The sequence below is a fragment of the Bifidobacterium sp. ESL0798 genome (assembly GCF_029395415.1).
Classification (GTDB): domain Bacteria; phylum Actinomycetota; class Actinomycetes; order Actinomycetales; family Bifidobacteriaceae; genus Bifidobacterium.
In genome coordinates this window covers 1405259-1426938 of sequence record NZ_CP113914.1, presented here as the reverse complement: position 1 = coordinate 1426938, position 21680 = coordinate 1405259, and the positions used below count along the sequence as shown (strand labels likewise).

Below are 21680 nucleotides of genomic sequence, written 5' to 3'. Positions count from 1 at the left end.
AGGCGTTGCGATAATCGAACATATGTACGAATGTCTGGATCTGTTTTCACCGCCCACCAGGGCGTGGTTCAGACATGCGTTTTCCGCTCCCACGCATGCCCAGCAAGAGGCGTGGTCGCATATCAAGGACCGCGAAAACGTCCTGGTGGTCGCGCCCACCGGCTCCGGCAAGACCTTGGCGGCGTTCCTTTCCGCCATCGACGGGCTGATTGGTGAGCAATTATTACAAGATGATGAATCGGCGGCTGAATCCAAAAGGTTAGGTAAGTCTGCTGGGCAATCGAGTCGTGCTGATGGGACTGGTGAACCTCACAAACCGGGGGCAAAGTCCAAGCAAGGCAAGTCCGGCAAACCGGGTGTCAAAGTACTTTATATTTCACCGTTGAAGGCGCTGGGAGCCGACGTCGAACGCAATTTGAAGGTTCCGCTGGAAGGCATAGCTGCAGAATGTGCTTCGGAAGATGCGAAACCGCCTGACATCGACGTCGCGATTCGTTCGGGGGACACGACGGCCAAGGAACGCCGCCGCATCGCCACGCATCCGCCGGATATCTTGATTACCACACCTGAATCACTGTATCTGTTGTTGACGTCTAAAGCTCGTCACATCCTCAAAAGCGTTGAAACCGTCATCATTGATGAGGTACATGCGCTCGCTGCCACCAAACGCGGGGCACACTTGGCATTGAGCCTGGAACGTCTTGATTTGCTGACGGGTCGGAAAGTGCAACGTATCGGGCTTTCGGCCACGGTCAATCCGCCGAAGGAAGCCGCGTTTTTCTTGGGTGGCGATCAGCAGGTAACGATTGTCGACGCCACCGATCCGGTGCACATGGATTTGAAAATCGTCGAGCCCGTCGCGGATATGGGCGCGTTGGGCACATCATCCGACAATGAGGGTGGATTCCATGTCGGCGGAGTCAACGGAGAAACAAGAAAGCCTGCGATAGGCACTGCAAGTGGGGGAGATGCTGGTCCTCGCCATATCAGCGGTGTCAACCCCGCCATGCGCGCATTGGCTGAAACCCGTGAAAATTCTATCGACCGTCATTCGAATGCTGGCGATGCATTGAATCATTCGAATTCCTTGGCCAGGCACGGCGACTATTCCTCGCCAACTGCTTCCGCCTCACATTCCATCTGGCCGGCTGTCGAACGCAGCATTTTGGACGAGGTTCTGAGCCATCACAGCACGTTGGTGTTCGTCAATTCCCGTGGGTTGGCCGAACGGCTGACGGCACATATCAATGATTTGTACGCACAAACCGAATGCGGAATCGAAGTCGACAATCATTCGTACGGCGACGGCAAACATTACGATTCCGTCATCGGCTCCTCCACGTCTTTGGTCGGTTCTCATCCGAAAACCGAGACCATCGCCATGGCACACCACGGTTCCGTTTCCAAGGAACGGCGCAAGATCATCGAGGACGATCTGAAGCACGGCCGTCTGCGCTGCGTGGTCGCCACCAGCAGCCTCGAGCTCGGCATCGACATGGGCTCGGTCGACATGGTCATCCAAGTCGCGCCGCCGCTGTCCGTTTCCTCCGGTCTGCAACGCGTCGGCAGGGCTGACCATCGTGTCGGCGGTGTCTCTCACGCGTTGTTCTACCCGCTGACCCGTCAGGAGTTGATTACTTCCACGGCCACCGTTGAGGGCATGAGGCAAAGCGAGATCGAGCCCTTGGCCGTACGCCATAATCCGCTGGATATCCTGGCCCAGCAGACGGTTGCCGCGGCGGCGATGGACGATCTGAACACCAACGATTGGTACGCTGCCGTTCGGCGAACCGCCCCGTTCGCCACGCTCTCGCGTGATATGTTCGATGCGGTCATCGGCATGCTCACCGGTGCTTACAACTCCGAGGAATTCTCGGCTTTCAGACCTCCTCTGCAGCTCAATGCCGAACAGGGTATCATCTCCGCTCGCCCCGGTTCCCAGCGTCTTGCCGTCACCAGCGGCGGCACCATTCCCGACCGCGGCACCTACACTGTCGTTTTGCCTGAGGCCGACGCCGGCTCGGGGCGCAAGAAGGTGGGGGAGCTCGACGAGGAGATGGTCTACGAATCCCGTGTGGGCGATGTCATTACGCTTGGCACCTCAACCTGGCAGATCGACGAGATCACCAATGACCGTGTCGTGGTCACCCCGGCTCCCGGACGTACCGCGCGACTGCCGTTCTGGCACGGGGAGGGGCCAGGACGCGACGCCGGTTTTGGAGCGTTGCTGGGCGCGTTCGTCCGCGAGATTGGCAACGGGCTGATACCGGCATCGGCCTCAGTTTCAGTTTCGCCTTTGCAATCATCGCAATCTGATAATGACAACGCCGAGCCTCATTTCGATGCCGCCACTGAGCAACGCTTGCGTTGCAATGGTTTGGACGATAACGGCAGAGCCAATCTTGCCCGTCTGCTCGCCGAACAGAAGGCCGCTACCGGTGCATTGCCGAGCGACAAGACCCTGGTCGTCGAGCGTTGTCAGGATGAGGAAGGCGACTGGCGTGTCATCCTGCACTCGCCATATGGCCGTCGTGTGCACGAGCCGTGGGCGCTCGCCATCACCAATCGGCTCAAGCACCAATACGGCTTCGACGGACAGACCTATGCCACCGATGACGGCATCGTGGTGCGTCTGCCCGAGCAGGACAGCCATGTGGGAGCCGCAGAGCTCTTCCAGTTCGACGCCGACGAGTTGCTGCGAGACGTGGAGGAGGAGATCGGTGACTCGGTGCTCTTCGCCACCAGATTCCGCGAATGCGCCGCTCGTTCGCTTTACATGCCGAGGATGAACCCAGGTAAGCGCGTGCCGTTGTGGCAGCAGCGTCTGCGTGCCTCGGAGCTCTTGGCCGCGGCCAAGACGCAGCACAATTTCCCGCTGGTTCTCGAGACTGCTCGCGAATGCCTGCAGGATGTCTACGATTTGCCTGCTTTGAAGAAGCTGATGACCGATATCGATGATGGCAAGATCGAAATCCGTGACGTCGAGACCCAAAGCCCGTCACCGTTCGCGCAGAACCTGCTGTTCGGTTTCGTGGGATCGGTGATGTACGAGTACGATTCGCCACAAGCCGAACGTCGCGCCTCTCTTCTTGCGATGGATCCAGATGTCTTGGAGGAGCTGCTGGGTAGCGGGCATATCGCCGATGCGCTCGATCCGAAGGCTATCGCACAGGTCGAAGAGGAACTGAGTCATCGGCAGTTCTGGAACGAGCTCGAGCCTGATGACGTGGCCGGCCGAATGGTGCGTTTTGCCAAAACGCATGGGCCGTTCACCGCCGATCAGGCCGTCAAGGAACTCGGTTTGGATGCGGCTACGACTGTCCATGAGCTCGATGATCTCAAGGCTCGCGGTGTGCTGATGGTCGGAACGTTTGTCAACGACATGCCGAGTCCACAATATCTGCATCGTGAAGTCTTCCGTCGTATCCGCTCGCGCTCGCAGACATTGACGCGCGAGTCTCTCAAGCCTGTAGGTCAGGCGACTTATCAATCGTGGCTGCTGGTGCGACAGGGGATTGGTGTGAAAGCGAGCAATACAGCTTTCCGGCATAACTTGCCTGATGGCCGTCGTTTTATCGGAGACGATGATTCGGCAGAAGATGAACCAATCGAAGATTCTTCGGAAAGTTCTCAAACAGCATGGCCGCGGTTTGCCGGAGCGGACGGCCTGTTGCGCGTTATCGAGCAGCTGGAAGGTATGTCGCTGCCCGCAGCGATGTGGGAATCGTCGGTGTTCCCAGCCAGGGTGCCGAACTTCACTCCATCCATGCTGGACGAGCTGCTTTCGGCCGGTGAGGTGGTTTGGGTTGGCTCCAAAGATGTCAGCACGGATAACGAAAATCTCAACACTTCTTTGAAACCGGGCAAAATAGCGTTCTATCTTTCGGATTCACCATTGCTCGCTGGTAGCGGAGACCCTGGTTCAGTTTCTGAGCAGTCTGGTTCGCAGGCAACTGCACAGCGGATGGCAACGAGAACCGATGATGGACAGGAGAGCAGAAGTCAACTGCCAGAAACTCGATATTCGAAGATTTCTGAGGATGATGCTCAATCCGGCAATCATTCCGTTCACCTCGATTCGTTTACGAAGGCGGAGGATGGTCCATCTGATGACGGCATGATGTCGTTGCTCTCTCTCGGTGGTTCCTATCGCGGCGAGCAGCTTGAGGAGCGGTGGCGTGCCAACGATGGTCAAAAGCAGCAAGAAGTCATGGACCCGTTGACCGGCGAGGTTCGTGCGTCTTCACTTGGCGATTCAGCTTTTGAACGCGAGCTTTGGTCGTTGGTGTGGCGGGGCAAGGTGACCAATTCGTCGTTCACACCGGTTCGCGCCCTGCTGCAAAACGGGAATAGCGCACGGACTGCCAGTCGTTCCTATGCAAGACCGTCGCTGAGCCGCCACCGCCTGTATGGTCGCGCGCGGGTCGAACGTCGGCCGCAATTGTCGGGGACATTGGCCGGCCTGTGGTCGGCGGTGCCGAAGCTTCAAGACGTGCGACCGGAACAGCGTGCCATCGCACAGGTTGAAACGCTTATCGACCGCTATGGCATCATCGCGCCGCCGCTGATGGACATGGATCCGACGAACTTGAGTTTCTCGGATATCTATCCGGTTCTTAAGCAGATGGAAGCCACAGGGACGTTGGTCAGGGGCATGTTCGTTCGTGGCTTTTCAGCGGTCCAGTTCGCCGAACGTACCACCATTGACCAGTTGCGTCAGTGGCGTACGCAGGATGCCTCGCTTGCGGTGGCATTGGATGCTGCCGACCCGGCCAGTCTTGTCGGTGGCGCAGTCGCATGGCCGTCGTTAAACGCGTCCGACGATTCGGCCGGTATCGCCAAAAACAGTAGTGCCAAAACCAATCAGAAGAATGATTCTCCTGCTGTCCAATCTGTCGACGTTGATGCCGCTGAAGCGATGAGAGACTCACCGGAAGATGAGGGGAAACGCGATTCAAGCAAGTCATCGGTTCCGTCAGATGATGTTCTTCCCGCCGGTACCAGCGTCGGGGCCAAGTGCAAGCATGGGAAGCCAGTCCAGCCCATACGCAAGGTCGGTTCCATGATCGTTTTCATCGAAGGCAAGCCTGTGCTTTACGCCATCCCGTCCAGTCATCATCTGCTGTGTTTCAAGGCTACCGATTTCCAATTGCAGCGTGCCATCACACAACTGGCCGATGCCTTGCGCTCGCAGTATGTGTCAAGCCGGTGGTCGGGCAATAGACGAGGCAGCGTCACCTTCCGCGATGTCAACGGCGAACCTCTGACCGCCCTGAATCACTACACGCAGCTACTACGCACAGCCGGTTTCACGCCCTCCCCGCAGGGAATGAAGCTGTATCGATAGTCAAAGTCTTGATAGCTAGACCTTGCCCATCTTAATACTTCTTTATTTTCGCCTTTTAGACTGAAATTGACCTGGTAAAAGAACGGTATTTTCGCTAAAAGGAGGGAACAATGTCTCGACTGAAATTGCAGACCGCGGGATTGAGCAAACGGTTCGGCTCGCAGATGGCTGTGAATGAAGTAAATCTTCATGTCAATGAGGGTGAAGTCTACGGTCTGTTGGGGCCAAACGGCGCAGGCAAATCGACCACGCTGAAGATGATGACTGGCATGCTGCATCCGAGTGGAGGGGAAATTCTCATTGATGGCCATCCTTGGTCACGGCATGATTTGTACCATATCGGAGCGCTCATTGAGGAACCACCCCTATATCCGAACCTCACCGCTCGAGAGAATCTGCGAGTGAGGACTCTTCTACTGGGGTTGCCTGAGACTCGCATCGCGGAAGTCCTTGCGATCGTCGGTTTGCCTGATACAGGTGGTAAACGGTCTGGCCAGTTCTCCATGGGGATGAAGCAGCGGCTTGGCATCGCCTGTGCTCTGCTAGCCAATCCGGGGCTGCTGATTCTCGACGAACCCACCAACGGTTTGGATCCCATGGCATCATCGAGGAGTTGCGAGGGCTTATCCGAATGTTGCCGCGTCAGGGAATTACGGTCATTATTTCAAGCCATATTCTCTCGGAAATCGCTCAGGTGGCCGATTGCATCGGTATCATTGCCAATGGTCGGCTGGCCTATGAAGACCGATTGGATAAGAATATCAATCTTGAAAAGCTCTTTATGGATGTCTGCAGGGAGACGAGTCGATGAACAATCTTCAACGTCAATCAAACTACCGCATCGATGTAATACAAGCGCAGGATGCGATGAGCCCGAGCCGGTTGCCGTTTACCAGAATCTTGAAATCGGAAAACCTCAAAAGCCGACGTTCCCCTTGTCTTAAACTCACCCTAATCATGCCGTTGCCGCTCACGTTTCTGGGTTTGCTTATGGCCGTTTCGACTCCGAAAGCGCTCATAGCGACCTATGCATGGAATTATTGGGTGTTCCTGCTGTGCCCCATCATGCTCGTCCTTGTTTGCAGCACGACAGCCAATCTTGATCGCAAACAACGTCTGCGCACGATATTGGCTCTTCCGATAAATCCTGCGCGGATTTGGTTGGCAAAATGCTGCCGAGTTGTCATGTTACTGGTTCTGTCCAATTTGGTGGTCTGGGTGCTTACTACGGTCTTTGGCTCGGCTTTTGGGTTACAGGTTCCAAAACTTCTTCAGGGGCTGGCAACGGTCTTCTGTAGTAGTGTGATGCTTTCTTGGATGGTTCCTGTCAGTTTATGGTTGACCACGTCTTTGGGAAATCTCGCCGGCATTGCTATTCCTTTTCTCATTGAATTAGCAGGCTCCGTTTTGGCCGGTGGAATATCTGTCTGGTGGCTTGTTCCTCCTTGCGGAATTATGCGTGTCATCGCCCCACTGATTGGTGTGCTTCCAGACGGTAGTCCTAGCACTGCCGGCGATCCACTCAACTCGTTCGGCTTGTTCAATTGGCTGGCCTTATTAATGGCGCTACTCATCACAGCCGTGCTTATCGCTTTAACTGCTGGATGGTTTAGTCGCAGGGAGGCGAAATGAGCCGAGGAAAGATGAGCCTGCTCAGGGCGATACATGCGGAATCGTTGAAAATGAAACGATCCATGCTGGTCTGGATTCATGTAGGGGCAGGTGTCACGGCAGGAGTGCTTTGCGGGGCATATTTTGCGGTTGCCTCGTGGAATACCAGTTATGGCGCGGATGCTTTCATGCAGGTTCTTGGTGCCGCCCTTCCGCTCATGGTGGGGTTGGTATGTGGTCTGGCGGTAGAAGCCGAACAGGACGCCGGGGAATGGCTAATCTTCTGCAGCTGCCTTCACGCCGGATAGCATTGGCAGCGAAACTCATCATGCTCGTGCTGTGGGGGCTGCTGGCACTTGCTCTGGCTGTGGGGCTGTTTGCGCTGATACTTTTGGCCACTGGACGAAATCATCTGCCGGTGCAAGTCTGGATATTCGCCGTTTTTGGTCTTTTGCTTGGTTCGCTCAGTAGCTACCTGATTGCTTTGGGGCTGGCTCTAATAGGCGGGCGCAGCCTTGCCATCGGAATCGGCGCCTTGGGCACCCTCGTTGCCGTCATGTCCGTCGGAGGAGTGGCACATGGCTTGGTTGCCGGAAAACTGACGGCGGGACAATCCAGTGCGGTCATGGCGTGGGTGCCTTTCACCTGGCCTACCAGATTCGCCAGTCTTGCCGTTGAATATGGGATATCCGGTCAATATCATATGGGGCAAGTGGTCAGGCAACAACTTGGTGCGGCTTTATATGCTAACCTGTGTGCATGCATCGTGGTAACTGTTTTGTTTGCCGCACTCTTGCTGATTTGGATCAATCGCTTTGAAGATCGAAGAGGACGAAGCATATGAATGAGCATGTAGACGGTTCTCCACATACCGAAATATTGGTGGTTGACGATGAGCCGACTATCACCTCTATGCTCTCTGTGATGTTGGGCAAGGAAGGCTACTATTCTACGACCATCAACGATTCCAGAAAAGTCAAAAACCTTGATTTGGAGAATTTCGATTTGATGGTAATCGACGTGATGATGCCTCATCTCAACGGCTTCGAACTTGTTCAACAGATTCGCGATCGGGTGGACTGCCCAATTCTCTTTCTCACCGCAAAGACCAGCGAGCAGGACGCGGTGGAAGGCTATGGTTTGGGAGCGGATGATTATATTCGAAAGCCCTTCGGCAAATCTGAGTTGATGGCCAAGATAGCTGCTCATGTCAGACGCTATCGACACGAGCACCATCGGGTATTGATTGTTGGCCCATATCGATTTGATTTCGTCGCCGAGGCATTGAGCTATTCCGGAGAGACGGTATTGCTTACCAGTGCCGAATACCAGATTTGCGAATATCTGGTCCAACATCGGTCAATGGTGGTGAGCAAACGGGCGCTTGAGGAGCTTCTGTATGAGGGAATCGAACATTTGGACCCATATTTGTATAATAATAGTGCGCAAGTGATTCCTGTGCATATCAGTAATATAAGAACGAAGTTTAAGCGATGGGGTGTTGATCCCATTCGTACGGTACGCTCTAGCGGCTATCAATGGATAGGGTGCTGATATGTCGGGTTCCAGCGGATGGACGCGAAACAATGTTAAGGCAACACGGTTTGTTCAGCCGATAAGTCTGCTCATCATACGATACTTTCTGTATATCTTGGTCGGGTTGGCCGGGTTGGCCATGGTCTATGCGATATTGTTCAGCAATCTCGTCGTTATTTGGCCCTCTTCATGGGCAAATAATCATATCGATGCGACCATGGATTCGCTCACGCTGAAACATGCGCGCGAGGTCAATGATGACGATATCCCCTCTGCCTATCATTGGCAGACGATGACGAAACAGGGTGAGCCCATTGCTGGGGACATGAGTCCACAGATGACGTCGAGCGCCCGCAAGGTAATCTCGCCGCTCAAGCAACAAGATGAATCCGGCAAGGGCTTTACCTCTCTGATGGATGGTAGGCTAAGCGATGCCAGCACTTTGTTTTACAGGGGATTCCGACTTGCTGATGGCAATTGGTGTGTGCTTGCTTATGACACCCATCCCCAGTTCGTCAGCAGACAATGGCGCGATCATTTGCCAAATCCGGATATTCTGTCTTCCGTCATCGGTATAGCAGTATGTACATTGTTGGTTGTCGGTGTCGCGATTCGTGCCGGTAGAAGCGTCACCAAAAGGTTGCGGCCTTTGCAGGATGCGGCAAAATGTGTTCAGAACGGTGATCTTCATTTTGTCATCGCACAGACCGATGTGCGTGAGGTCAACGTCCTGCTGCGTGCTTTCGGTGATATGCGTGATGCATTGAACCGGTCTCTGACCAAGCAGCGGGAGGCTCGCCAGACACAGGAGAGGCAGATATCAGCTCTCACCCATGACATCAAGACGCCGTTGACGATCATTCGTGGCAATGCCGAGCTGCTTCAGGAGACCTCATTGGACGATGAGCAGCAGTCCTATGCCGCTTCCATCATCCAAGCAAGTCAGCGGGTGGATGGTTATGTGCAGGAAGTGCTCGACATCACCGTCAATGAAGCGGAGGCGGGTAAAACACAGACTTTTGATCAAGGGCGGGACGTGAAGCCACTGGATAGAGACGAAAAAGCCGAACTCGTACCTGTACGGCGGTTCGTCAGGCAACTTTTGGGGAGGCCAAGCAATATATCGCTTTGGCAGATCTGCAGGTTCGCACTGTTGAGCACGGAGTTGACAGTTTTTCTGAAGACATTGATTCAGGGACAGGCATTGCCGGTTCTGATAAGGATGACACGGAAACGAGGAGTATCCCCTCCACCGCTTACGTATTCATCAACCGACAAGAGGTTACCCGAGCCTTTATGAACATCGTAAGCAACGCGGTCTCTTATGCGCCGGAACATTCCACAATAACGATTGTCATCGTCAATGGCAAACAGGATCTGCTGTTGAACGTTAGAGATGACGGGCCAGGGTTTTCCGAGGAAGCGCTGCGGCATGGTACGGAATGGCTATATCAAGGCGATCATAGCCGAAGCGACTCCTCCCATCATGGGATGGGCCTTACCGCAGCTGCAGCCATCATCGAGCGTAATCAGGGGCAACTTACGTTGGAAAACCAATCCCAAGGCGGCGCGTCAGTGACCATCTCGTTACCAATTAGGTCAGGAAAGATCTCATGAAAAAGCAAGTAAATACCATTGCCCGAGGACTGACTCTTGTTCTTGTGGATTTTATCATAGCTACCTTGATGGGTGGATGCGGGATTATTGATTCATATACCGACAACACTTTAAAAGATAAAGAGAGAGTTCAATTAGGTCAAGATGGGAAGAGTTTCACCTATAAAAACCAGCACTACAACATTCTTGACACGACCGAGTCGAATGATAACAAAGGACAATGTATGGCCTATATTCGTCATTTGGCAGCCTACGATCACAACGGTAAGCTTATTCGGACCCGCAAGATTACTCATGATATGAAGTCTGTGAAGGAATTTGTCCGGGAAACACGGGCTGATCGAGTTATTTCGTTTATGGATATCTATCAAGTGACTCAGCAGCCAGGGTCGTCTAGGCTTTTGGTGGAGGTCGACGGTCATAATCATGAGGCTGAGATTACCAGTAAGCTTTTCCCGGGGACAAAGCTATTGGATACCACTGGAAAGCGGTAAGGAAGTCGACCAATGGTCTATTAACGCCTTAGACTCGAGTGTTCTTCGTAACGGTGGATTCAAATATCATATTACCGAACAAAAAATTGACGGACGTCAAATTGATAGAGCTCTTCGACATCAATCAAAGTCTGGTTATCGACAGTAACGCCAAACATGTACTGAGCGCCGATGAATTGAACGGAATCGATTAATTCGGTGACGGTGACAGTAAAAAGCAAAATCATGTTTTGGTGAGAGTCGGTACCATCAATACCGTATCGGGTAAGGACTCATCAAAGTAGGTAGCAATTCAAATAGATGGCGAAATAGGGTAGCGATGAGGGAATAGTGAGGTGTGTCATCTCATGCTTTTGGTAGTCCGGTGAAAGGGAATAGAGGATCAGGAATATTATTTTCCCGGATACACAATACCGTAGCGACTAAGCCTAATTCCCCGTCGAGGAAACCATATTGTTGCGTAGGCTTTTTGCTCCGCGCTCTGCAGATAATTTGTGCTTGCACTTTCTTGAGATTGTCCTCTGAAAGGAACTGATGACAAGAGAGATAAATACCTGCCCACCCATGGCAGATGTAGTCATTATCTGTCAAAGATTTGTAGTTGTCTTGTAATGGTTGGTTAATTAATATTGAAATTGGCTTTTGAAAGGAAGAATCAGGTAAAAGATTATTTACAACTGCCAGTCCACCGTTACCATAGCACCAAGCATATCGACCATCTGAATCGTCAAACATCGAAGTGTTTTTGAAGCTTGATTTCAAGGATTCTCGAGGAGAAGCGTAGGGAAGAATATTCCCACAGGACTTTGCTCGCGTCAACAATCTACATAGTTCGGTATCGCACTTATATTTAAGAATTGGATCATTGATATCAAGCTTTGAATTTGCTAGATTCAAGATTCCAATGACTCCTAATAGACCATGAGCAAATCCCAAATCAGTGACTTTGTCTGCTGCTGTTTCGCGTTGATGGGAGACAGCAGCAGACAAGCTTCCGAAGCCGTCTACACCGAGTTTCATAAATCGTCGTGACAAGGAGGTATAGATTGTCTTTGCCGTATCTTGTAGCAGATCGTCGTCATTCATATAGTGTAAGCAGTAGAATAGGGCTCCGGATAATCCGCTAATGATGTCGTAAATTTGAGATGGTGCAACATCCAGTACATCAAATTGACAGATGATTTCTGTGGTTAATTTTCTAAGTCTCTCGTCAACTTGGTGAATGGCGGTCTGATATCTTGTCCCGTTGTGTGCCAGGCTTCTAAGGCACCAGCATACTAATGCTTGTCCGGAGAATAGACCGGGATAAACAAAGGGATTTTGACGATACGCCTGAATAACTTTGTTTATATAGGGCGCGGCTCGGTAGTCCCATCCTTCGTCTGGATAAAGGTGATCGAGTACAGCTAGAGTAAGGCAATATGCTATTTCTCCGCAATCAATATTGAGTGGATGATAGTTCTTGCTAGCTTCCATATCTTGCTGTTTTTGCATGCTATCTTCAATTAGTTGTATGTAGATTTCTTTATTGATTTCACTGGTCATGCTGGTACTCCTCATGCTTGCGGTGGTTGCTCAAAGCACGATAATATATAGCTTCATCCTTACGGGTGAAACCTGTACGGTTGAAAAGCATATGTAAGCTGGATTGAATCGCAGATATATCTTTGAACTGGTGGAAATGCCGCAAATAAAGTTTTTGTAGGTTATGGGATCCAATTAGAAAGTTTTTGTCGGTTTCATCCATAATCTTTTCTTCTAAAATACGAGCCTGTGCACGGATCTTGTTTCTTTCCTCCCTAAATTCTTGTTCGAATCCAACTGCTATCATTTCGACAATTTCATTGGTAAAAAGTTGTGAAGTGATTGTATTGGCGAATCTATACACATGGTTTTGACGGATTTCTTTTGTCCAGCTGCTGTCTGTCCAAATCCATCGTGTATCTTCTATGAACATTTCTGAAGCCAAAATGAACCCCTGCCGTCCACTGTATCGTGAATATTCAGGATGCCATGGTTGAATCGAGAAATCAGTGATGAGCCTGTCAACGAGAAGAGACGCAGTGAGTTCGTTGATTAAGGGCATCTGTTGTGTTTGGAATTCTGAGTTGGGATTATTTTTAAGCCGTAGACGGATAGATGAGCCTTTATCGTTATAGCGAATGAAATAAAAGTCCACTAATCGATTATTCAAGAATTTAGTTAGTGAGCTAATCGTTCTCTCGATAATTTCTGGAGAACAATATAGAATTATATTAGTCCAGGGCTCGATTCCATTGAAATGTTCGGTGTAATCAAGAGAATCTCCTTTGGGAGGTACTTGGTACTGTGAATTCTGGGATTTTTGCCAAGCGTCACAAGTAATTGCCAGCTGTAGCTCCGTGGAAAAATGTTCATTCTGTTGATTAGTGCAGATTCCATATTGCATCGGCTGTGCCGATCGAAAAATTCTTCTTGAACCCACCTTGATTTCTCTGAGTAATAAGTCTTGGTGCCGAGGATTTTGTGTATCGATCAAAAGTTGATTGTCTGCAGTGCCGATAAGTACGTATTGCGGTATCTTGTTTTCTGATAGCCAGCGCTTTAGTCCAAGGGCGTCGGACACCTGTTTGTTAATTAACCATTGTTCTCGGGTAAGAACCACTTGTTTCCATCTTATCTCCGGTAGATGGACGAAATAATCTGAGAAGTCCATCCAATCCCAAAATGGTGTGGCAATGCCGTAGTTGGACTGGTAAGAGAGAAATTTAGCCCAAGAATTCCCTAAATCAGGGTTGACTGCGCCAGCATCTCTGATTTCGATTAGTGTCTGATCGCGCTCGTCATACAGATGTATTTTGCCACCCTGTACAAAAATTGATATATCTTCAAGATGAATCGACTCACGATGATTATCGGGAGTATTCATATTTAGATGCAACGGGTATACGGAGGCGTCACCATTTACGGCGTTCGCTTTTGATGATGAATACCGATATGACAATCCGCACAGAGTGGCTGGAGAATGATGGATATCAAACTCAACTAATTGTTCGTGTACACTTTTAATCGTTGGATCATATGGGACAAATCTGGCGATGCCTCTACCCGCATGTATTATAGCCCCAATAGGATCTAATACCAAAGTAAACCGATTAGGATTTTTGGCTACTTCCAGATGCAGGATTGCCTCATACGATGAAGCAAATTGAGTGTTGTGAGTATTGATCGAATTGAGTTCTGGCTTTATTTGCGCTAAGTCTATGCTGTAGTCCCCTGATGTGTAGGCAAGTTGTATTGTTTCTGCGAGAATTTTCTTAGTGGTGCTGATAGTTTTATTTACTGCTGCATCTGAACTATTTTTGTTGTCAAAATTAGGTACATCTATTCCTGTATACCGATCGAGGACGTAGGGAAGAGGTTCTCTGAATGCTCCGAATCGTTCCTCATATTTCGCGACATAGTCGCTGATAGCCGGTGCTTTACTGGCCTCTCCAAACATATTTCCTAAAACCGTCAGGGCCTCTCCGGCATTCTGTATGATCCAAGAAGGAATTTGCCCATTGTAATCAGCAAATGAATTAACAATAGGTTGATAATTTTGATAATTCTTGATTTGTGCTGATGCTTTTCTCGGAATAGTAACAAATTTAGGAGTAACTTGTTCGTGTAATAATACCCCTGTATTGATAAGTCCAGTAATAAAGTCTTGAAGCGTATTACTAGGTACCTGATATAATTGTTCCAGAGTGCTTACGATTTGTTCGATAGTTAATTCGCCATTACCTAAAATTCTTATGACGTCAGATACAGGGGTAGTGAATCGGACACTTGATAAGTCACCGTTTGGACTCGGTGTTGGTATGAATAATCTACCGTCAATGGTGTATATGCTGGGATTTAATTTTAGTCGATTACTGTTGCTTGCTAATCGAAGAGTGAAGCGGTCATTTGTTCTTGTTAATATCAACTTCTCATTAGTATCAATATTATGTGATGTCAGTCGACCGATTTCAGCAAACCCGCCGAAAGGTGTAGGTCTGAAACTGGATCGTATTGTATATTTTAGTAACCCACGTAAAACCTTGTTTTGCTTATTGACATTGTAGGTCGAAAAGTTGGTGATTGAACGGGAGAGATCTTTGCTGGCAATTTCTATAGAATCCAGGAAAGAGGTAGAGCATCTAGAGAGAATCTGTTGTAGTGCTTCGACATTGCTATCAGATAAACAGCTAGGATAGTTTTCTACAGGTTCGGAGGCACTCCGGACAATAGGATTACCGATTAGCTCATATTCATTAGGTTTATTTCTTTTTGAACTCATTGTGTAACTTTCTAGTGTTCGAAGTGCCAGTCGTGTTTAATGGCTCATTTCATCAGCCAAAATGGCATCCGTTGGTGCACTGTGTACTGAAGCACGCAAAGCCGCCAGATGGACAGCCTGGTGTACAAAGAGAGTGAGATGTAACAAGAGGCGTTACAGTTGGTTTGCTCTTTTCAATACGCGCATCCAAATCAAACTCTGACATGGATTCCTCCTTTATTGTTTGCAAAAGGTCGATAACACTGACCTGTGATGTGATTCACCACACGTTTATTGTAGGTAGAGAAATTTTGAGAATAAGTGAATATTCTTTTAAGAATTATTAATTAATTATTAGAGTTAATTCTTCTTTTTATTGATATTACAGGTATTCCATAGAGAGTACTTAAGGTATCTGTTGAGTGTTAGTTCATGGCATACTAAGTAAAAATATTAATAAATAAGACGGAGATAGAGATGTTGGTTGCTCAAAATTACCACCGATATAAAGAATTATTGAAGATGGCCGGAAGATGTTTCGGGATTTTATTTGAATGTGATCGATTTCTGGTTATTATCCGTGTGGTTGTTACGATACTCAGCATAGTTTTACCAACTTTTTCCGTTCTTTTATTACGCAAACTGTGCAGCTGGCCACCAACTATGCAACAGAAGTACCTGGTGCGACAGCTAATATGGCGATTGTAAGTGCTGTTTGTTTTGTTGGTCTTACTGCTTTGTCTGTTGTATTTGGCAGTTTGAGGTCATATGCCGATCAGGCGCTCGAGGATAAGCTTAATTGTAATCTGAAAATGGCTCTTGTTGATAAATCGTCACGTTTGGCTTTGCAGCAATATGAAGATGCGAATACCCACGATATCATGCAGAGAGCAGATAAGCAGCCTGCTAGTCGAATAATCTCGACTTTTACAACTGCATTGAGCATTATCCAATCTATTGGTGAATCTATAGGAGTTCTTTCGATACTGTTGAAATGGAACTGGATTGTTGCTCTGCTCATCTTAGTGTCTCCTGTTCCCTCCGTTGTGGCCACTTTTATATTGTCAAAGAACTATTATCGAATTGATTTTCAGCGTGCGACGAAAATGCGGGAAGCATCTTATTTCCAGTATTTGTTGAGTTCGGATAAAACGGTGAAAGAAATCAAGGCGTTCTCCCTTTCGGGCTATTTTGCTAAAAAAATGCAGCTTTGCTCAAAGAGTTCCTTAAACAAGATTTGCACTATTCTAGGCTAAGTCTTGCTGTTGGCGGAGGCCTTAATTTGTTAGGGATCCTTTGCTATGGGGTAGGGGTGGTCGTGGCTTTGCAACAGACCATGACAGTCTCTGCAGTCGGTCAGCTTACGGGTTATTTACAAGCAATCAGTTCTTTACAAACTTCAATTTCTGTTCTCCTCTCTTCCGTGTCTTCGTTCGTTACAGGTATTCTTTATACTTCAAATATCTTTGAATTTTTAGATCTTCCAGAGAAGAAAATCACCTATGGAAGTGCTGAATTTCCACATAAGATTAAAGAGGGGATTGTCTTTCGAAACGTTAATTTTGGTTATCCTGGTACAGACAGAGCAGTTTTATCCAAGATAAATTTTTCCCTTTTCCCTGGTGAAACAGTGGCTTTGGTGGGTGCGAATGGTTCTGGTAAAACAACTATAGCAAAACTGTTGCTTCGTCTGTACGAACCAGACTCAGGTAATATAACGGTTGATGGTATTGATATATCAACATTCAATACGGAGAGTTTACGAAAGGGAATTTCTGTCCTATTCCAAGATTTTGTGAAATACGAAAGAACTTTAAAAGACAATATCAACTTTGGTGACATTGAGAAAAGGCTTAGTAAAGGTGATATAGCAAATGTTTTGAAAGAGGCTGGTTCGCAAGGTTTATTAGATGAAATTGGTAGTGAAGATCAGATGTTGGGTAGGCGCTTCCCGAAAGGCCGTCAACTCTCTGTCGGACAATGGCAGAAGGTAGCTTTTGCACGTTCTCTTCTGGCGTGTTCTCCGGTTCTTGTGTTGGATGAACCTACTGCAGCTTTAGACGCAAAGAGCGAAGCTTCGCTGTTCTCCCATCTTAAGGATTTGTCTTGGCACCCAACGAGTTTAGTGATTACACATAGGTTGGAGACCATCAAGCAGGCTGATAGGATAATTTTTCTCCAAGACGGGAAAATTCTTGCATCTGGAGGACACAATGATTTACTCATGACTTGTCCTAGCTATGCCCAAATGCTTAGTCAAGACTGTGATAAATCTGTATTTGAATGACTCTTAAAGCCTGTTTATTGGTTTGTTAATACGGTCCTACAGAACCAGCATATGCATTGGGTTAGCACAATCGGGATGCTTTTGAAGAGCTTTATACACCGAAAAGAACAAGATTGCAGGAATGCCTTCACAGAGGTGGACTCGAAACGTCAATTACACCTCTGTTCCTATAACTCTGAATCTTTGATATTTGGGGAAATGTCTATATGACTGTTCAGGTAAACGGACGAAACAACAGCAGAAACATCTCCAACTTTCTGTTCGTGCACCCAGCATGTGGTCACGCGCCAAATTCGGGTTATAGGATGTGAACCATATAAGACAATTGGTCTTGTTCCTATGCTACGAACTCGATCGGCGCGGGCAGATCCACACCCGAGGCGTCACGACGCATGTCGGGCTTCGGCAGCTCGACGGGAGCGCCGCCGGACGTGCTGGCGTAGAGGGGATAGGTGCCGATGGCGGCGCAGGTCAGCGTGTTCTGGCCCTTGAGGAAGCGCTGCGAGCGGACGCCTCCGGTGCCACGTCCCTTGGTCGGATACATCTCCAGCGGGGTCACCTTGGCTGCTCCTGTCTCGGTGCCGGGCAGGGCCGCGTCATCGCCGGCGACGGTGAGCACAACGGCCCCCGAGGCCGAATACAGCCCGTTTTCGCCCTCGTCATAGGTCCAGGCAATCTTGCCTGCCGGCACGACGTTGAAGGTGACGACATGCTGCCCTTCGGCCAGTCTGATGCCGTTCATACCGCCTGCGCTACGGCCTTGCGGACGCACCACTTTGGCCTCGAAAGTCAGCAGTGAGGAATCGGAGGAAATGAAGACGATACGGTCATCGTCGGCGGCGGGCGCGGCGAATACGACCGCATCTGCGTCCTTCAGATCGATGACGGGCCAGGAATCCATGGTACTGGGCGATTCGCGGTTCCAGCGCTTGACGATGCCGTTGCGCGTGCCGATCGCCAGCGGGGTAGTGGCGGCGTCGGTGTCGGATGCCTTTGCGGCATCTGCGTTCCCGGATTCGGTCTTGCCGGAGACGTCACCCATGGCGATGGCCGCCACGACGTGCTCGCCGGCAACCGGCTCGGTGCTGGTGGTCATGCCCAGCAGTTCGTCGGCGTTCACTCCGCCGGAAACGCTGAGGTTCTCACTTGCCGGCAGGTTCGGCAGGTCCGCGACATGTGCCAGAACCAAACGTCCCGCAGAGGTAACGAGTCCGTAGCTGGCAAGCGTCGTTGAGGCGAAGATCGAAACGATCTGGTCGTCGTGTGTGCGTTGTCCGTTTGCCTCGCGAGTCTGCCAAAGGTCGACGGCGCTCGAAGACGTGCGGGCGATCAGCCCGGTGGCGCTCAACATGACGGCGCAGGGCTCATCGTCGAGGCGCAACGCGGCGGTGGCTTCCTCTACGTTGCCGGCCTTCTTGGCTTTCTTCGCGGCTTCGACATCCGCAGCTGCCTGGGATACCGTATTCTCCACGCGGATGGCGGCCAGAGCAGAGGAATCCGGATTGGCGTTGGCGCCGTCGGCGGCGGAGCTTGAGGAAGCCAGGGAACGCACCGGCGTCAGACTGCCATCCTCGTGACGTTCCAGCAATACGGTGCGGCGCGGATCGCCCCATTTCTCGACGGCCTCGTCCATTTCGGAAACGATGACCTCGTCAAGGCGTTCGCCCGAGGCAAGGATTTCATTGAGACCCGCGATCTGTTTTTTGAGATCATCCTGTTCGGCCTCGAGCTCGATACGGCTCATCTTGGTGAGCCTGCGCAGCCGCAGGTCAAGGATGTATTGCGCTTGGATCTCGTCAAGGTCGAAGACGGCCATCAAGCGTGTTTTGGCGGCGTCGGCGTTCTCGGAGGTGCGGATGACCTGGATGACCTCGTCGATGTCGACCATCGCCAGCAGCATGCCTTCGACCAGATGCAGCCGTTCCTGCGCCTTGCGCAGCCGATATTCGCTTCGACGGTGGATGACGTTGCGTCGGTGCTCCACCCACACCTCGAGCATCTCTTTGAGGCCCATGGTGTGCGGCCGGCCGTGGACGAGCGCCACGTTGTTCATGGTGAAGTTGTCTTCCAACGGCGTGTACTTGAACAGTTGGGCGAGTACCGCGTTGGGGTCGAACCCGGTTTTGATCTCGATGACGATACGCGTGCCGTTGTGCCTGTCGGTCAGGTCGATGGCACCGGAAACGCCTTCGATGTGGTGGTTCTTCACACCTTCCGAGATGCGTTCGAGCACGCGCTCGGGGCCGACCATGAACGGCAGTTCGGTGACGACGATGGCCTTTTTGCGGGCCGTCACGTTTTCGATATGAGTGGCGGAGCGCGTGGTCAGGGTTCCTCGGCCGCTCTCATAGGCCTCGCGGATGCCGTCTCGACCGATGATGATGCCGCCGCCCGGCCAGTCCGGCCCTGGCACATAGTCCATCAGCTGCTCAAGCGTGGCGTCGGGATGCTTCATCAGGTACTTCGCCGCCGCGACCACCTCGCCGAGGTTGTGGGTGGCCATGTTGGTGGCCATGCCCACCGCGATGCCGGAAGCGCCGTTAACCAGAAGGTTCGGGATGGCGGCCGGCAGCACGTCCGGTTCCTTCAATTTGTTGTCGTAGTTGGGGGAGAAGTCGACCGTGTCTTCGTCGATGTTCGCGTTCATTCCTAGCGCTGCGGGTGCCAAACGGGCTTCGGTGTAACGCGAGGCTGCAGGACCGTCGTCAAGCGAACCGAAATTGCCGTGCCCGTCCACCAGCGGCAGACGCATCGCGAACGGTTGGGCGAGGCGCACCATGGCCTCGTAGATGGAGGAATCGCCGTGCGGGTGCAGCTTGCCCATCACCTCGCCGACGGCGCGTGCGGACTTCATATATGGCTTGTCGGGGGTCAGATTCATCTGACCCATCTGATAGATGATGCGTCGCTGCACCGGCTTCATGCCGTCGCGCGCGTCAGGCAGTGCACGCGCGTAGATCACCGAGTAGGCATACTCGAGGAACGATTTGCTCATTTCATCGTCGAGTGGTGTTTCGACGATGTTCTCCTTGACCGTGTGCGGGTCATAGGATGGTTTGGCCGTTTTGCGACGTTGAGCCATACTGAAAAGCACCTCTATCTGCTAAAAAACAATCCGTCCCATCATATCGGTTGCCCTCGTCGGCGAGCCTCATATATGCGGCTTTTCGGCGCGCGGTGATTGAATGGATGCATGAGTGTTGAAGTCGAGCCGATGGGCGAACTGTTGGAATTCCGGCAAGTCGATGCATATGGCAGCTCTCGCCATATCTCCGCGGTTCTGCCTGCGTTGAGTGCCGCGATCGGTCACCCGATGCCGACACCGATGCATCCTGATCCGGAGGCCGCAAGGCTGGCTTTGGGCTTTCCGAAAGCCGATTCGGCGGTCGTCGTTCTGGTGGATGGTCTGGGTTTCTGGAATCTGGCCATGCGCGCCGGTCATGCTCCCTATCTGCGCGGTCTGATGAATCAGGAGCGCAATGCAAAACCGATTGTCACCTGCATTCCCAGCACAACGCCCATCGTTATGGGATCCTTCGGAACCGGTACCTGCCCGGGGATGACGGGCATGACCGGCTTTACCCAGCGCAACGAAAAGACAGGAGGGCTGGGACAGCTCATCAGTTTCGCCGGTGCCCCTGAACCCGAAGAGCTTCAGAGGCAGCCCACGATTTTCGAGAGACTTGCCGAGACGGGTGTGCGTGTCACGAGTGTGGGCCTGCCCAAATTCGCCCATTCCGGCCTTACCAGAGCTGCTTTGCGCGGTGGCGAGTATGCGGGCTCCCGTCATGAGGAATTGCGCGTGCGTGCCGCCATCAAAGCCGCTGCCAAGCCGGGGCTTACGTATTACTATGTGGAGGATGTCGACAAAACCGGTCATCACCATGGCCCGTTCGGTGAAGAATGGGCTGCCGCCTTGGAAAATACGGATGAGCAGTTGCAGGCGTTGAAACGTGGGTTGAAACCCGGCACGTTGATGGTCGTCGTCGCCGACCACGGCATGGTGCAGGTCGACCCGGCGGCGCAGGTCGATATCGCGAATCGCGAAAATCTGACGCGCGATGTCGCGTTGGTCGCCGGAGAACCACGCATGATGATGCTCTACGCCGAGCCGGAAGTGGATTGCAGCGCCATGGCTGCACGTTGGCGTGAGGAATTGGGCGACATCGCGCAGATTTTCACTCGCGACGAGGCCATCGAACGTGGCCTTTACGGCAATGTCGAGGCGCGTGTCAGGCCGTTGATCGGCGATGTGATCGTCTGTGCCAAAGGCAACGTCACCATCGTCGATTCCCGTACGCAAAGCGAGGGCGCCATGGGGTTGCTCGGCGTGCATGGCTCGCTGACGCGATTGGAACGCGAGATTCCCTGTCTGATCGATGTGGCCTGATTTGAATCGGTTTGGTTTGATTGGACTTGATTGAGTGATTGACAAGGGCGCGCCCCTGTGTCTACAGAGTTTGCAATACGCTTGAGTATGAATAAAAAAGTCCGTAACTTACGACC

13 protein-coding genes and 2 pseudogenes are annotated in these 21680 nt (G+C 51.2%); 12 read left to right on the top strand and 3 right to left on the bottom strand.

Going from position 1 to position 21680, the window contains the following annotated elements; all coding sequences use genetic code 11:
* Nucleotides 1-10: 10 nt before the first annotated feature.
* The 9 genes and pseudogenes from OZX74_RS05995 to OZX74_RS05950 form a co-directional block, all read left to right on the top strand.
* Nucleotides 11-3520, top strand: a pseudogene (locus tag OZX74_RS05995) (DEAD/DEAH box helicase); the annotation flags it as partial.
* Nucleotides 3521-5457: 1937 nt separating this feature from the next.
* A pseudogene (locus OZX74_RS09130) lies at nt 5458-6158 on the top strand (lantibiotic protection ABC transporter ATP-binding protein).
* Nucleotides 6155-6979 (top strand): ABC transporter permease, encoded by an 825-nt coding sequence (locus OZX74_RS05980; protein WP_277156060.1) that lies wholly within the window; start codon nt 6155-6157, stop codon nt 6977-6979. The pseudogene OZX74_RS09130 and the gene OZX74_RS05980 overlap by 4 nt, the downstream one beginning before the upstream one ends.
* Nucleotides 6976-7266, top strand: coding sequence for a hypothetical protein (locus tag OZX74_RS05975; protein ID WP_277156059.1), 291 nt, complete (start codon nt 6976-6978; stop codon nt 7264-7266). Before OZX74_RS05980 ends, OZX74_RS05975 begins: the two co-directional genes overlap by 4 nt.
* The gene (locus tag OZX74_RS05970) at nt 7230-7802 is read left to right on the top strand and encodes a hypothetical protein (RefSeq protein WP_277156058.1); all 573 of its coding nucleotides are present in this window, start codon (nt 7230-7232) and stop codon (nt 7800-7802) included. Before OZX74_RS05975 ends, OZX74_RS05970 begins: the two co-directional genes overlap by 37 nt.
* Nucleotides 7799-8512, top strand: coding sequence for a response regulator transcription factor (locus tag OZX74_RS05965; RefSeq protein WP_277156057.1), 714 nt, complete (start codon nt 7799-7801; stop codon nt 8510-8512). The genes OZX74_RS05970 and OZX74_RS05965 overlap by 4 nt, the downstream gene beginning before the upstream one ends.
* A gap of 1 nt (nt 8513) precedes the next feature.
* A complete protein-coding gene (locus OZX74_RS05960) occupies nt 8514-9794 on the top strand; it encodes a histidine kinase dimerization/phospho-acceptor domain-containing protein (protein WP_277156056.1) in 1281 nt (426 codons plus the stop codon).
* Nucleotides 9791-10111 (top strand): ATP-binding protein, encoded by a 321-nt coding sequence (locus tag OZX74_RS05955; protein WP_277156055.1) that lies wholly within the window; start codon nt 9791-9793, stop codon nt 10109-10111. The genes OZX74_RS05960 and OZX74_RS05955 overlap by 4 nt, the downstream gene beginning before the upstream one ends.
* On the top strand, nt 10108-10605 hold the full coding sequence (locus OZX74_RS05950; protein ID WP_277156054.1) for a NisI/SpaI family lantibiotic immunity lipoprotein: 498 nt from the start codon (nt 10108-10110) through the stop codon (nt 10603-10605). The genes OZX74_RS05955 and OZX74_RS05950 overlap by 4 nt, the downstream gene beginning before the upstream one ends.
* 345 nt (nt 10606-10950) lie before the next feature.
* Here the strand turns inward: OZX74_RS05950 and OZX74_RS05945 are convergent, their stop codons facing one another.
* The gene (locus tag OZX74_RS05945) at nt 10951-12150 is read right to left on the bottom strand and encodes a lanthionine synthetase LanC family protein (RefSeq protein ID WP_277156053.1); all 1200 of its coding nucleotides are present in this window, start codon (nt 12148-12150) and stop codon (nt 10951-10953) included.
* The gene (locus OZX74_RS05940) at nt 12140-14908 is read right to left on the bottom strand and encodes a thiopeptide-type bacteriocin biosynthesis protein (RefSeq protein WP_277156052.1); all 2769 of its coding nucleotides are present in this window, start codon (nt 14906-14908) and stop codon (nt 12140-12142) included. The genes OZX74_RS05945 and OZX74_RS05940 overlap by 11 nt, the downstream gene beginning before the upstream one ends.
* 623 nt (nt 14909-15531) lie before the next feature.
* Here OZX74_RS05940 and OZX74_RS05935 point away from each other — a divergent pair.
* Nucleotides 15532-16143 carry a hypothetical protein gene (locus OZX74_RS05935; protein WP_277156051.1) on the top strand — a complete coding sequence of 204 codons (612 nt, stop codon included), beginning with the start codon at nt 15532-15534 and terminating at the stop codon, nt 16141-16143.
* Between the two features lie 62 nt (nt 16144-16205).
* The gene (locus OZX74_RS05930) at nt 16206-17174 is read left to right on the top strand and encodes an ABC transporter ATP-binding protein (RefSeq protein ID WP_277156050.1); all 969 of its coding nucleotides are present in this window, start codon (nt 16206-16208) and stop codon (nt 17172-17174) included.
* 337 nt (nt 17175-17511) lie between these two features.
* Here OZX74_RS05930 and OZX74_RS05925 read toward each other — a convergent pair whose 3' ends face one another.
* A complete protein-coding gene (locus OZX74_RS05925; RefSeq protein WP_277156049.1) occupies nt 17512-20256 on the bottom strand; it encodes a DNA topoisomerase IV subunit A in 2745 nt (914 codons plus the stop codon).
* Nucleotides 20257-20367: 111 nt separating this feature from the next.
* On the opposite strand from OZX74_RS05925, the gene OZX74_RS05920 reads away from it, so the two are divergent.
* Nucleotides 20368-21564, top strand: a complete 1197-nt coding sequence (locus OZX74_RS05920) for a nucleotide pyrophosphatase/phosphodiesterase family protein (RefSeq protein WP_277156048.1) — start codon at nt 20368-20370, stop codon at nt 21562-21564.
* Nucleotides 21565-21680 lie beyond the last annotated feature (116 nt).